Source organism: Methanosarcina mangrovi (assembly GCF_052057765.1).
GTDB lineage: Archaea > Halobacteriota > Methanosarcinia > Methanosarcinales > Methanosarcinaceae > Methanosarcina.
Map to the genome: position 1 here is coordinate 3,853,325 of NZ_CP195120.1, position 13,185 is coordinate 3,866,509.

General features: G+C 44.9%; 15 protein-coding genes. 9 read left to right on the plus strand and 6 right to left on the minus strand.

The genetic code is table 11. From position 1 onward, the window contains the following. The first annotated feature begins 17 nt into the window (after positions 1-17). Positions 18-155, plus strand: coding sequence for a hypothetical protein (locus ACSAZL_RS16990; protein ID WP_440945781.1), 138 nt, complete (start codon positions 18-20; stop codon positions 153-155). Positions 156-197: 42 nt separating this feature from the next. Here the strand turns inward: ACSAZL_RS16990 and ACSAZL_RS16995 are convergent, their stop codons facing one another. Beyond that, positions 198-599 carry a CU044_2847 family protein gene (locus ACSAZL_RS16995; RefSeq protein ID WP_440945782.1) on the minus strand — a complete coding sequence of 134 codons (402 nt, stop codon included), beginning with the start codon at positions 597-599 and terminating at the stop codon, positions 198-200. An 801-nt stretch (positions 600-1,400) separates the two neighbouring features. Between ACSAZL_RS16995 and ACSAZL_RS17000 the strand changes: the two genes are divergently transcribed. Continuing rightward, positions 1,401-2,252, plus strand: coding sequence for a winged helix-turn-helix domain-containing protein (locus tag ACSAZL_RS17000; protein WP_440945783.1), 852 nt, complete (start codon positions 1,401-1,403; stop codon positions 2,250-2,252). 32 nt (positions 2,253-2,284) lie between these two features. On the opposite strand, the gene cysS is transcribed toward ACSAZL_RS17000, so the two are convergent. The 3 genes from cysS to ACSAZL_RS17015 all read right to left on the minus strand — a co-directional run bounded on the left by cysS (position 2,285) and on the right by ACSAZL_RS17015 (position 6,646). Continuing rightward, positions 2,285-3,706: a cysteine--tRNA ligase gene (gene cysS, locus ACSAZL_RS17005; protein WP_440945784.1), complete on the minus strand. Its 1,422-nt coding sequence runs from the start codon at positions 3,704-3,706 to the stop codon at positions 2,285-2,287. A gap of 156 nt (positions 3,707-3,862) precedes the next feature. Continuing rightward, a complete protein-coding gene (locus tag ACSAZL_RS17010; protein ID WP_440945785.1) occupies positions 3,863-4,456 on the minus strand; it encodes a Maf family nucleotide pyrophosphatase in 594 nt (197 codons plus the stop codon). A gap of 171 nt (positions 4,457-4,627) precedes the next feature. Further along, positions 4,628-6,646, minus strand: coding sequence for a cation:proton antiporter domain-containing protein (locus tag ACSAZL_RS17015; RefSeq protein ID WP_440945786.1), 2,019 nt, complete (start codon positions 6,644-6,646; stop codon positions 4,628-4,630). A 421-nt stretch (positions 6,647-7,067) separates the two neighbouring features. Between ACSAZL_RS17015 and ACSAZL_RS17020 the strand changes: the two genes are divergently transcribed. From ACSAZL_RS17020 to ACSAZL_RS17035, 4 genes are all read left to right on the plus strand, one after another. Further along, a complete protein-coding gene (locus tag ACSAZL_RS17020; RefSeq protein WP_440945787.1) occupies positions 7,068-7,214 on the plus strand; it encodes a hypothetical protein in 147 nt (48 codons plus the stop codon). Positions 7,215-7,659: 445 nt separating this feature from the next. Continuing rightward, a complete protein-coding gene (locus ACSAZL_RS17025) occupies positions 7,660-8,289 on the plus strand; it encodes an NAD(P)/FAD-dependent oxidoreductase (protein WP_440945788.1) in 630 nt (209 codons plus the stop codon). Between the two features lie 114 nt (positions 8,290-8,403). Next, positions 8,404-9,402, plus strand: coding sequence for an NAD(P)/FAD-dependent oxidoreductase (locus tag ACSAZL_RS17030; protein WP_440945789.1), 999 nt, complete (start codon positions 8,404-8,406; stop codon positions 9,400-9,402). A 238-nt stretch (positions 9,403-9,640) separates the two neighbouring features. Further along, positions 9,641-9,850 carry an isochorismatase family protein gene (locus ACSAZL_RS17035; RefSeq protein ID WP_440948884.1) on the plus strand — a complete coding sequence of 70 codons (210 nt, stop codon included), beginning with the start codon at positions 9,641-9,643 and terminating at the stop codon, positions 9,848-9,850. Here the strand turns inward: ACSAZL_RS17035 and ACSAZL_RS17040 are convergent. Next, the gene (locus tag ACSAZL_RS17040; protein ID WP_440945790.1) at positions 9,786-10,208 is read right to left on the minus strand and encodes a rhodanese-like domain-containing protein; all 423 of its coding nucleotides are present in this window, start codon (positions 10,206-10,208) and stop codon (positions 9,786-9,788) included. The genes ACSAZL_RS17035 and ACSAZL_RS17040 overlap by 65 nt on opposite strands. Positions 10,209-10,583: 375 nt before the next feature. After that, a complete protein-coding gene (locus ACSAZL_RS17045; protein ID WP_440945791.1) occupies positions 10,584-11,219 on the minus strand; it encodes a hypothetical protein in 636 nt (211 codons plus the stop codon). 291 nt (positions 11,220-11,510) lie between these two features. On the opposite strand from ACSAZL_RS17045, the gene ACSAZL_RS17050 reads away from it, so the two are divergent. The 3 genes from ACSAZL_RS17050 to ACSAZL_RS17060 all read left to right on the plus strand — a co-directional run bounded on the left by ACSAZL_RS17050 (position 11,511) and on the right by ACSAZL_RS17060 (position 13,058). Next, positions 11,511-12,431 (plus strand): aminoglycoside phosphotransferase family protein, encoded by a 921-nt coding sequence (locus ACSAZL_RS17050; RefSeq protein WP_440945792.1) that lies wholly within the window; start codon positions 11,511-11,513, stop codon positions 12,429-12,431. 68 nt (positions 12,432-12,499) lie between these two features. Then, complete coding sequence (locus ACSAZL_RS17055; RefSeq protein WP_440945793.1) at positions 12,500-12,631, plus strand: hypothetical protein; 132 nt, start codon at positions 12,500-12,502, stop codon at positions 12,629-12,631. Continuing rightward, positions 12,588-13,058 carry a MarR family winged helix-turn-helix transcriptional regulator gene (locus ACSAZL_RS17060; RefSeq protein WP_440945794.1) on the plus strand — a complete coding sequence of 157 codons (471 nt, stop codon included), beginning with the start codon at positions 12,588-12,590 and terminating at the stop codon, positions 13,056-13,058. Before ACSAZL_RS17055 ends, ACSAZL_RS17060 begins: the two co-directional genes overlap by 44 nt. Positions 13,059-13,185 lie beyond the last annotated feature (127 nt).

Consider the following 13,185-nt stretch of genomic DNA (forward strand, 5'->3'; position numbering starts at 1 on the left):
CCTTTATTTTTGAGTAAATGGATTCGCTTGAAAGACAGCTACCGGGAAAACTGGAGATGAGTGATCTTATAAGGATGGTTGAAATAGCCGATTTTATCAGGAAGGCTGAGCATAACCTATTTTTAGCTCTTATGGCCGGGCTTTCAGGAGTATAGCTTTCGTTTTCCCTCACCTCCCTCCATATATTGTTCCCTGCCCTATTCTATAGCTTCTTCGCTATCCTTTCCGTCAGGCTTCCACATCAGTGTTACTTTCAGGTTTGTTTCCTTTTCGGATTTGGTAATGACTGCCCTTCCATCCGTAGTCAGGCGAATGTTAAAAGTCAGGTGTACCTGAGAAGGACGGCACTCAGCAGGTATTTCCTCCACAGTATCCCCGACCTTTTTTGAGAGTTCCTTGATAAGAAGCATTGCACTGTTGATCGAATCTATGGACTTCTCTTCCACGGCTTTCGGAGATACGAGCGTCATTTTTATCGTGCCTGGGGCATGCCCCAGTTCGGCTAAAACCGGGCCTATTTTTACAGCTTCCTTGCCGGACTTTTCATTTCCGTCGTTATTTGTGCTCGCATCTTTAGTAATCAGGTCTTTAAAGCCCATGCATTCCCACCCCCTGTAGACGATAAAGGGACGTATGAAAGAAAAAAGGATACGGCCCAGAAAAAGCGAGATAAGATTATATAAAATAGTATATAATTGGATAAATAATTGTTGACATATTTCAGATGTTGCTGGCTTCCACAGTTAATTTCCCAAGCTGAGAGAGGAAAAAGAGAGGAAAAATCCGGGGATTTGACTCTAAAAATAGAAAATTAAGGGGAAAAATTAAAAATAGAAAATTAAGGAGAAAAATTAAAAATAGAAAATTAAGGAGAAAAATTAAAAATAGAAAATAGAGGAAAAAACAACTAAAAACAGGGAAACTTTGCAGCATAGATTTTTTGCAGCATAGATTTTTTGCAATATGGATTTTCAGTTTTCAAAAAAGAGAGAGCAGTAATCCCCCTTTATAGGAGGGAAATTAATGCTGAAAACCTCTTTTCGGGTGGTGTGTCGTCAGCTAAATGGCTGTCTTGCCATTCATCTTTCAGTGTTACTTCTTTTCCTTCTCTTCTGCAAGAACAACCTTTTTACCGCAAAGGTTACAGGTCCCTTCTTCGGTTATGCAGGGCTGTTTCGGGGCTTCCCCTCCGCAAATACCGCACTTTACCATATTTTTCTCACCTCCGCCTTCAAGTACTGGCCTTTATGCCATTAGTTATCTGTAAGTTATTGATTTATACTTAATCGGCATCAAAATATACTAAATGCATTCCAGTACCTCGAAAGAATTCATATACCCCAATGACCTTTAAGGTTGTAACAGAAACTTTTTAAGGAAAGCCGGGAGATGTAAAAAATATGAAAGATAGCGACAGGAAAAAAGAAAACATCCCTGAAAGCCCTGCAGCTCCGGAAGACCCGGAAATGGCGGAAATAAAGGCTATCAGGGAAAAGCTTTGCGATATGCACAGCGATATCAAGAAAGTAATGGAATGCTCAAACAGGCTGCGCTTTGAAACGGCTCTGGAATGTTCAAGGCAGGAATACTCAAATGCGATTCTCTCCCACCTTTATGAGGATATCGAAACAGGGCTTGAAAAAAATATGGTGAAGAAATGCCCTGAAAAAGAGAACTGCAGGTCTGCCTTTTCAGCCCTTCTTCAGAGGAATGCAGAGCTTGTAAAACAGGGAAGGGTAGATGAGGTCCTCGTTTCAGGGAACAGGGAAAAACTCCAGGAAATGAGATGTGGAGCCCCTTATAGTAAGTGTGAGCAATGCTTTTCCGAGGTTTCCAGCCTTTTCACAAAACAGGTCAACCTTATGCGTTCGATGAGGATTTATGCCGTCAACCAGGAAAAGAAACCTGATATTTCAGCCCTTGAACCCGGCATACTTATGAGAGAAATCCTCGAACCGGTATCCAACCCCCAGCGCCTGGAAATCCTGAGAGGTGTGGCTTTTGAGACGAAAAGTTTCTCAGGCTTTTCCGAAATAACAGGTCTCAGAGGCGGAAACCTGCTCTTCCATCTGCAGAAGCTTATGGACAGCGGGCTTATCCTGCAGCAGCACGAAAGAGGGGACTATATGATTACGGAAAAAGGGTTCAAGATCCTGCAGAGCTTGAATGAATTATATTCCTCCCTCCAGCGCTCCCCGCTGCAGACCCCTGCCGGCAAAAAAACAGGCGAAAAAGAAGAAATTCGGATTTGATTTTCCCGTAGCTGGGGCAGGAAAGTAAATTTTCAACTCTCTTCGGCTTTCTTTACATTCGGCCCTTCTTTTTTGTCCTGTATGGTATAACCAAGTGCCTTTATTTTCTCCCTTATTGCATCGGAAGTTTCCCAGTCTTTCTTTTTCCGGGCAGCCTCACGTTCCCCTACAAGCCTGACGACTTCTTCCGGGATTTCTTCTTTGCCTGCCTGTGCAAAAAGGCCCAGGATATCCGAAAACTGCCTGTAAAGGACATGCACTTTTTCCAGGACTTCCCTGTTTTTTCCGGCTTCAAGGTATAAGTTGGCTGTACGCGAAAGTTCCCTGAAGACGGTCAGGGCTTTGGGGGTATTCAAATCATCTTCAAGCGCCTGCCTGAAATGGGTCTCAAGTTCAGGAAGGGTTTCAAGGATTTCCAGGTCTCCGGGGTATGTTTCATCATCTGCCCCCTTCAGGGCAAATTCAAGGTTATCGAGCGTCTCTTTAAGCCGCAGGTAATTGTTTTTTGCGTTTTCTGCAAAGGCTTCGGAATAGTCCAGCTTTTTCCGGTAGTGCACTGACAGGAACATGAAACGTACAACCTCGCCCCCATATTTCTCAACGATCTCTGGCAGGGTGAAAACGTTTCCCTTGGACTTGCTCATCTTTTCCCCTTCAACTATCAGGTGCTCCCCATGAATCCAGGTGCATACGAAGGGTTTTCCGGTCGCACCTTCGGATTGGGCAATCTCGTTTTCGTGGTGCGGGAAGATCAGGTCCACACCTCCGGTATGGATGTCCAGGGTCGGCCCGAAACTGTTCATTGCCATTACCGAGCACTCGATATGCCAGCCAGGACGGATTTTCCCCCAGGGGCTGTCATAATAGATCCCCCTTTCGATTTCCTCAGGCGTTGAAGTTTTCAGGAGGGCAAAGTCTCTCGGGTTGTCCTTATCATACTCATCCACATCTACAGATGCGCCGATAAGGATGTTGTCAAAATTGAGTTTGGAAAGCTTGCCGTATTCCGGAAATCCGGAAATCCTGTAATAGACCGAACCGTCTTTTTCGTAAGCCAGCCCCTTTTCGATCAGTTCCCATGCAAGTTCGATCATGCCGTCAACGTTTTCCGTAGCCCTGGGATACGCAAAAGCCCGCTTTATGTTCAGCATATCAAGGCCTTTGAAGAATTCGGCCGTGTATTTGTCCGTAAAGTCTTTAAGAGACATCCCGGCTGCTTTTGAGTCCCTGATAGTTTTGTCATCGATGTCCGTAATGTTCATTACCAGTTTTACCCTGTACCCGAGGTACTCGAGGGTCCGCACTATATTGTCCGTCATCAGAAAGGTCCGATAGTTTCCTATGTGGGGCATGCTGTAGACCGTAGGCCCGCAGGCATAAATCGAAACCTCGCCTTCCTTTACAGGTTTGAAGACCTCTTTTTCTCTTGTCAGGGTATTGTAGACTTGCAGCATTCGGAACACCTCTGGTTATTAAGTTCTAGGTAAATTAGCCCTATCCGCTATTAGCCTTATCTGCTACTATTACTTCCAATTGCTTTATTACTTTTGCAATGACTGGCAAACCCTCCTGAATAAAAAAGCCTGAAGTTTCCGGGTGGAAAAGAAGAATCAGGAAAAGCCTTCATCAAACACCGAAACCCCAAGCCTTTCCAGGATTTTCCCCAGCCGAAAAAGAGGGAGCCCGACAGCATTAAAAAAATCCCCCTCTACTTTTTCAACCAGCACAGCCCCTTTTCCCTGAGCTGCAAAAGCCCCGGCTTTATCCAGAGGCTCCCCCGTCCTGACGTAAGCCGAAATCTGGTCTTTGCTCAATTCAGCCAGCCAGACGTTTGTTGACTCTAATTCGCTTATTCCCTTCCCGCTGTCAAGGTCCAGAACGGTAAGCCCGGTTATGACCCTGAACTTTTTTCCGCTCAGCTTTTCCAGAATTTTTTCAGCATTTTCAGGAGAGCCGGGCTTTCCCAGTACTTCCCCCTCATAGAGGACCGAGGTATCGGCAGAGATCACAAGCCCTGAACAGAAGTGTTTTGCAACATCCCTGGCTTTCTCGACAGAATGCTTCAAAAGCAGCTCCTCAGGGCCCAGCCCCGGCTGGGGAGGTTCTTCATAAGAACTCGGGTAAACAACAAAATTGTCGCCGATCAGCTGTTTAAGCAGTTCTCTTCTCCTTGGGGATGCGGACGCGAGAATTATCCTGCGCATGGGGAAAAAATCTGGACGGATAGGATATATTTGTATGGATAAAAGGAAAAAAATGAAAAGAAAATTTGGGAGCTGAAACTAAGAAAATTGAAAAAGTAAAAGATGGGAAAATTAAAAAAATTAAGTAAAAAAGAAAAGAGAAGAAAAGAAAAATAAGAGGAGAAGTGCCGGTTATCCCCGGACACTTTCAAAAAACTTTCTTACGTTGTACAGTTCCTCAGGCTTTCCCAGGAGGATACAGGCATCGTTTGCCTGAAGAAGGAAGTCTCCTGCCGGAGTAGAGAACATATCCGAGTACCTGCGGACTGAAAGCACAGTTACTCCGTGTTTTTTCCTGAATTCCAGGTCCGCAAGGGTTTTTCCGTCAAAAGCAGAGCCTCTTCCAACTTTTAAGACCTGAATATCGATTCCCGGAAGCCCGTCCTTTATGCTGAACCCGCTGTCAATGCCGGTGTCAACGACAAGTTTTCGCAGTCTCCGGTAACCGTGAGCCCGCACATCATTTACCATTTTCTCGATATCTTCCCTCGGGACAAGATATTTTTCAAGCAGACGGACAAAGATCTCGACTGATGTTTCGTATTCTTCAGGGATGATTTCATCCGCACCCAGGGCGTTGAGCCGCTTCATTTCCTGCAGGTCGTGGACCTTTGCAATGATGCAGATGCTGGGGTTAAGCTCCTTTGCAACCTTGACAATTTTCCTTGTGGCAGAAGCATCGGAGATCCCGGTTACCAGGACTCTGGCAGTCTTGATTCCCGCATGTTCGAGGACAGCCCCGAAGCTTGCGTCTCCATACTGGATTTTTTCCCCTTTTGCTTTCTCCTGCTGCACGGTTTCGGGGTTCGTCTCAAGGATAATATAGGGGATGCCTGCGGCTTTTGCAGCCTTCGAGACTGTCTTTCCGGAAAAGCCAAACCCTGCTATTATGAGGTGATCTTTCATCTGAGGCTCGGCCTGTTCTTCGTCTTCAAGGGATTCCGAATAGACGCCCCGTACCAGTTTCATGCCAAATGCCGTGCTTGAAGCCTTTCTGACAATGAAATCGACAGGCCTGTAGGAAGCATTGATCACAAAGGGCGTAACTCCCATAGTAAGGATGGAGACCGCCAGAAACGCCTGATAGGTTTCTTCGGTCAGAAGAGAGTATTCCATTCCCAGCCTGGAAAGGACAAAAGAGAATTCACCTACCTGAGCCAGTGCAAGCCCTGTCAGTAGAGTCGTGCGGAGAGGAGAACCGAGAAGGAAAGTTACACTCACACCTGCTATTAGTTTTATGAAAATAAGAGTGATCGTTGCAAGAATAAGGAGCGGAAGGTGATCGAACAGGTAACCGATATCCAGAAGCATGCCCACGGACACGAAAAAAAAGCTCATGAACATGTCTTTCAAAGGCAGGATATTCCCCATCGCTTGCTGGCTGTATTGAGACCCGGAGATCACGATCCCGGCTAAAAAGGCTCCGAGGGCCAGAGAGAGCCCGATGCTTGAAGTAAAGACGGCTGCTGACAAGCAGATGAAAACAACACTTACGAAAAACAGCTGTTTGCTGCCTGTCTTACCTACATGGTAAAATATCCAGGGGACAAGAAACCTGGCGCTCAGGACAAATGCCAGAATAATCAGGGAGCCCTTGAAGAATATATTGGGAAGTGCTCCTTCAAAACTCACGGAACTTCCTGCAAGTACAGGAGTGATCAGAATAAGAGGTACGATAGCCAGGTCCTGAAAGATCAGAATTGCAAGCGAAGTTTTTCCATGCGGAGTATAGACTTCGTTTCTGTCCTGAAGGACTTTGAGTACTATTGCGGTGCTGCTCAGTGAGATCAGAAACCCTACAAAAATAGATGTAGCCGGGCCGAACCCAAGCCATGTGCAGACAATGAGGGCAATTGTAGTCGTAAAAAGGAGCTGAAGAGTTCCTCCTACCATTACAGCCTTTTTCATTTTCCAGAGCTCTTTTAAGGAAAGGTCGACTCCGATAGTAAAAAGCAGGAAAACGATGCCCAGTTCGGCATTCAATTCCATGTTCTGCCCGCTGTCCAGAATCCCAAGCCCATGAGGGCCGATCAGCATCCCGGTTACAAGAAAACCCAGTACCGGAGGGACTTCAAATTTATAAAATATGGTAAGGATAAGGATGGCAAAGCCGAGAATTACATCAACATGTGCCAGTACAGAGAATTCCATTTCGTTTTGCGCCTCTGAAAATCAGAACAAGATATTTTAAAACTTCCTGTAAGTTAAGTTTCTTGAATCTTTAATGGAGTGACAGATACGAGTATAAGTATGAAACACTTATGACCAGCTTATGGCCAACTTATGACCAGCTTATGATAAGCTCATTAACCACTTTTATACTCACCTGCCCCGCAAATATCATCAACCGAATTAGCAAATATTTATCAAAAGATATAATATTTTCGGTGAAAAATTTCGGGATAAGGCCGATACTGTCATATGATGAGAAAACGGCATGTATTAAGCGTAAGGAAAAAACCGACAGCCTGCAAGATATTATTTCCTGTATAAGCCGAATGCCTGATGAACCAGCCTGATGCCTTTTGAACCCGTATGGCCCTTTTTCGACAAGTTAATGGCCGTTTTTTTTATGGGACAGAGAAGTATTTTCCCGGCATCCATTATCCAGAACCGGAGGACCGTTCCAGATATTGTCAGCGCTGCCTGCGACTGTATCCTTCCTGCTCTCCTGCGGGCAACGTACGTAAAGTCCGGATGGAGCGAGCTTATCCGTTAAAAATACTTTTAGTCGTCGGTAAATTCCAAAAAGTAACTATAAATAATACCATGTTCCACTTTATGCTGGTGTCGATACGGAAAAAGAAATAAATATCCTCGGAGGAGGAATAAGCGGGCTGGCATGTGCGATAATTCTTCGCAAAAACGGATATAATGTTAATATTTTTGAAAAGAAGAATGATTCAGGCGGAAGGTTTCATGGTGACTGGCAGGGCCTGGAAAACTGGTCTGAAAAAGTCGATATCCTGAAACAGATACAATCGTATGGGATCGACCTGTCTTTTGATTACGAGCCGGTATCCGAATTAACTATTCATTATTCCAACAAGGCAAAAACTATCAAAGGAAAAAATGCCTGTTACCTGGTAAGAAGGGGAAGCAGCGCAGACTGCCTGGATATCAGCTTACGCAAGCAGGCTGAGGAACTGGACGTAAATATCCACATGAACTCCAGACCTGGGGAGGAAATGCCTGTAAAGGTGAATGCGACAGGTCCCAGAAATGCAAATCTCCTCGCCAGGGGGATCAAATTCGATACGGGTATTGAAAAAAGCTATCACATGGCTTTTGGCGATGACATAGCCAGAGGGTTTTACTCTTACCTCCTGATTAAAGACGGGCGCGGAACTATTGCAACTGTATTCGGCCGGAAAAATCTCCACCATTCGGAAGAGTTCCTGCAGAACACGATCAACTATTTTTCAGACTATATTGATAAAAGAGAAGTTGCTTCCGGAAAAAAGTTTGGCGGCTACGGACATTTCGAAATAAAGAAAAATTTGTATGATGATAACGGGTCAATGTTAATAGGGGAAGCCGGCGGTTTTCAGGACGACCTCTGGGGATTCGGAATGAGATACGCAATCCAGAGTGCGAACTTTGCCGCCAGAAGCATAATTGACAAAGAACCTTATGAAACTTTGATAAAAAGAAACTTGGTAAAAAAGATGGAACATTCGAAAAGGAACAGGTTCATTTTTGAAACCCTGGGCTCGCTGGCATATCCTGCTGCGTATCATTTGTTAGCTGCCAGCAAGAATCCACTTAAACTTTTTTATATGGTATACAGGTGAATCCGGGACTTTCAAATGCCCGAAAAAAATAGAAAAGTTTTTCGGGAGATACAATAACTCATTAAAAAAAGAAGGTATAAATATTAATGAGTTCTACTTCATGCCGGTGCTCAAATGGATAAAGAAGTGAACATCCTGGGGGGAGGGATAAGCGGGCTGGCATGTGCGATAATTCTTCGCAAAAACGGGTATAGCGTTAATGTTTATGAAAAAAAGAATTCTGTTGGTACAAGATTCAATGATGACTGGCAGGGCATTGAGAACTGGTCAGAGAAAATTGATGTCCTGAAACAGATCGAATCATACGGAATTGGCCTGTCTTTCGATTACGAGCCGCTTTCTGAATTAAACATTCATTATTCCGGTAAAATGAAGACAATCAAAGTGAAAAACGGCTGTTATCTGGTCAGAAGAGGGAGCAGCAAAGGCTGCCTGGATACATGTTTACTTGAGCAGGCTGAAGAACTTGGAGTAAACATCCACTTCGCTTCCGTGCCGGAAAAGGAAGTTCCCATGAAAGTAAACGCTACAGGCCCGAAAAATGCAACTGCTTTTGTAAAAGGAATAAAGTTCAAAACGAACTGTGAGAGTGGCTATCATATGGCTTTTGGAAATGAAATAGCCACAGGCTTTTACTCTTACCTTTTGATCAAAAACGGCCATGGAACAATTGCAACTGTTTTTAATCGAAAACTGGCCCATTGTTCCGATGAATTCCTGCAGAATACTGTCGGGTATTTTTCAGATTTCTTTGATAAAAGGGATCTGGCTTCCGGAAAAAAATTCGGTGGCTACGGGCATTTCGAAATAAAGAAAGATTTCCATGACGAAAACGGGGCAATGTTCGTAGGGGAAGCCGGCGGTTTTCAGGACTATTTATGGGGATTCGGGATGAGATACGCAATCCAGAGCGCTTATTTTGCTGCAAGAAGTATAATTAGAAATGAACCTTATAACGATTTGATAAAGAAGCATTTGATTAAAAAAATGGAGCATTCGGAAAGAAACAGGTTTATTTTTGAAACTCTGGGCTCGCTGGCTTATCCCTGCGTGTACTACTCACTTGCTGCCAGTAAAAATCCCCTCAAACTTTTGAACCTGGTATATAGGTAATGGAGAAAGTAAGAACAGTACTGCCGATATGCTGAGGAAGTAGTACGCATTAAGCAGGAGGGGACAGAGAGTATTATACCCGGAGTCCGTATCCCGCAGGCTCGAAGAATTGTTCAGAATATTGTCAGTACCGCTCCTGCAACCGTAACGGTAATGCCGTACCGGGGGAAAGCTGTATTCAAGAGCCGGAAAAATTAAAAGAGCCACTTTCTTCATATCCGAAACCCCCGGAGCAGATATCCACGCCAGTGTCCGGCCCCTTGCAGGGGAAACGGTCATTGAAAAGAATTTCCCAAATAGCTTTTTCCAGACAGAACTCCTTTCCCGGCTGAAAGAAGCAGGCATAACCGAGCTTGTCATCTGCGGGGCGATTCAACCGCAGGTCAGCTGGCGGTTTCCTGGCCGGCTGAGCTTACAACAGGATACCCTGCGCCTGTCCAGGCTGTGATCCCGCCCTGCATATTATAGACATCCGAGTATCCGGCAGCTACCAGAATATTGCTTGCGGAAGTGCTTCTGTGCCCTGTCCTGCAGTAAACGAGTATTTTTTTGTCTTTTGGGACTTCGTTTATTCGGGCTTCCAGGAGCTGATCAGAACTCAAATTTGACCCGCCGGAATTCGTAACAGGAATCAGGGTTGCCCCTTCGATATGCGATTCTTTGAACTCTGCAGGGGTGCGGACGTCAAGCACGAAAACCTCACCTTTTTCGATCATTTCCCTGGCTTCATCGACACTCACGGTCTCAAACCCTGCCGGACTTTCAGGTACGGAAGGACTGTCTTCAGGCTGTAAGGCAAAAAGCAATACCGCTATTAAAAGAACTAAAAAAATGGATATATAAATAAAATTCTGTTTGTTCAATCCGATCCTCTCGTTTTCGGAGCCTCTATTTTTGTATTGATATCCGAACGCTGATCTCTGAAAATGATTTTATTTATGGTGTTTTCGTTCACATAGTTTTTCCTTTCCGCGAGCACTCTTCCTGAAGACCTTCTCCCTGTAAACTATCTTCCCGAGATCATTTTCCTGGGATCATTTTCCTGGGATCATTTTCCTGGGATCATTTTCCTGGAATCATTTTCCTGGGATCATTTTCCCGAATATCCTGCACATAATTCTTTTTCGGGAGGGGGAATTCCGAATGAAAATTCCTTTACCTTTATCAGCAGATTTTAATCGTTACCCTGTAAGAATGTAATTTGCAACAAGGCTGAACCCGATAAAACCGATTAAAGCAAAAATAGCATAGGCTTTATCGGATTTGGTGGGGTTGTCTTTTGTGAACCCGAAAAAAGAATTGATGTTAAACAGATGCCCGAGAGCCCCCAGCGCCAGCAAACCCGGGATGTAAGCAGGAGGCATAACCAGAATGGTCACCAGCGCATAAAAAACAAACTCGGACATGAAAGCAACGAGGGGGTATTTCCATAACCCGAATCCCACTTTCCTGCCGCCTTTAAATCCGGTCACAGGAAGGTCCTGCAGGTGCACGACAGTGTCCAGGAACCAGTGCGAAACAGATGCAACGATAAAAATGGCTCCTGCAAGAGGGCTCATGAAAATTCCCAGGATAAAACCTGCAATACATGAGATTAAAAAAGAGATCAATAGCGAATGGGAGTAAGGGTAGCTTACGAACCTGATATACTCCTGGAGAGGCGAGTCTTTGTTGATCTCCACTTTTTCAAGCCCGAGAAACACAAAGAAAGGCCAGAGTATATCCGGGAACCCGACTCCTATGAGGGGCACTAAAGGCGGAACTTCAGGAAACATGCTGATCAGTAAATATGCAACAGCAAAATGTCCGATGTACACAAATAAAATTTGTTTCAGTGGGATTTAGTCCTTTTCTGATTAAACAAAATAAGGAGATTAAGGGATAATCCAGGTCTTGTATATAATTCAAAATTTATTGATTATGAATAGGATAGTTCAGGAACTGCCCGGTGCTTTTATACCCTGACACCCAAATTAGGTACGGAAGAGAAGATTGAGTATTCCAGCACAGGTAAAGATTTCAATATTTGATGTCAAATACAGGGAAAGAGTCCAATATCTGATTCTGAAACCGGGGGGATTTTAGTTTCACGGGAGTACGTTAGAAAATTGAAGCCTGGAGATTCTTTCAGGGACTGGCTGGTCCGGGTGCAGGGACACAGGATAAAGAATCCCATGTGCAATGTAAGGGAATTCAGGGTCAGGCCGGCGTCCCACAAGGTCTGCAGATATGAGTTTGAGGGAGAAGGCTTCAGCGTTATTGCAAAATTCTTTGGGAAACCCACAGGAAAAATAAAAAAATACGATTGCAAAGGAGCGATGCTGAACGAGTATCACAAACTCAAGAGGCTTGAAAAAACAATAGATATCCCTTGCCCCATTGCGGCAAACAGGCATTTCGACTGCGTGCTTGTTACGGAATACATTCCCGGAAAGCCCTTTTCCTGGTACCTGAAAAACGAAAAGGACCTGGACGAAAAGTTAAAAGTCATAGCTTACCTGCTTGGCAAGCTCCATAGGGATACGAAAAGCAATTACGAAAAAAAGAGGGATTTTACAAAGATCCGCAGCACTCTGTCCCATATGCCCCTGCACGGTTCTACCAGACAGCGATATGAAAAAAAGCTCGAGAGATGGGAAAACGACTCCCGCCTGGACAGAACCAGCGGCTGTACGATACACCGCGACGCAACCCCGGCAAACTATCTTTTCTATAGGGGAAAAATCTATGCACTCGATCTCGAACTTTCCACAGGACACGGATACTTTGTCCACGACCTCGGGATATTGAGCGCCGAAATTTTCCACCATTTCGCACGAAAAGGCACTGCTTCTGCCGCTTTTCCCCACATCAAAAGTTTCCTCCGAAACTACAGCCTGGACAAAGAGGAATACCGCCAGATAAAGCAGGTTCTCCCTCTCTACATGAGTTACGGGCTGCTGAGAGTGGCCTGGAGGAGTAAGGATCCAAAACACCGAAAATACCTTATAAACAAAGCCTTCGAACTCCTAGACAGGCCCACCCTGTAAGCACAGGTATATGAAGGCAAGGCTGTGTCCCGGAAGAAGGATCTTGTGAGAGAGTAGAAAGGACAGGGATGAATTCCATCAAAAAAAATATAAGGAATTCGCTCCCAATTCCAAAAAAAAAGGCATACACAGGAATTACAGCTAAAGAAACAGCAGGTGGAGATTTTGAACCTGGACAAAAAGGTTACCATCCTTCTTGAGACCGGAATCCGCATCCTGAACAAAGCATACATGCTCGAAAAAAAACCCGTGAATCTCGGAAACGGCATACTCCTCTACCCCTCGGAGTTCCACATCATAGAGGTGGTCGGGAAATACCCGGAAAAGAACCTGACGTCCATTGCTTCCCATCTCGGAGTGACCAGGGGGGCAATCTCCCAGATGGCGCAGAAGCTCGAAAAAAAAGGGCTCGTAAAAAGAGCCCGGACTCCTGACAACAAAAAGAACATCATGCTTGAACTTACCGGTTTCGGACAGGAAGCCTTCGAGTGGCACAAAGCCCTCCACGAGTCCCTTGAAACCGGAATCCGGGACGAGCTTGAGCAGATGAGCGACGCAGATATAGAAAAGCTGCTCAGGGTTCACAAACATTTTGAAAGGATGCTTGACCGCTGCATGAAACAGTAGAAATGAACAGCGGAAGCCCCGGAAGTTTCAGGCCTGAAACTTTTGAAGAGGCATGAGCTAAAAAACCCGGGGAAGATTTTGTATAGCAGCTAAATTAAAATAGTTTGGGGGTTATTTGCAATTATTG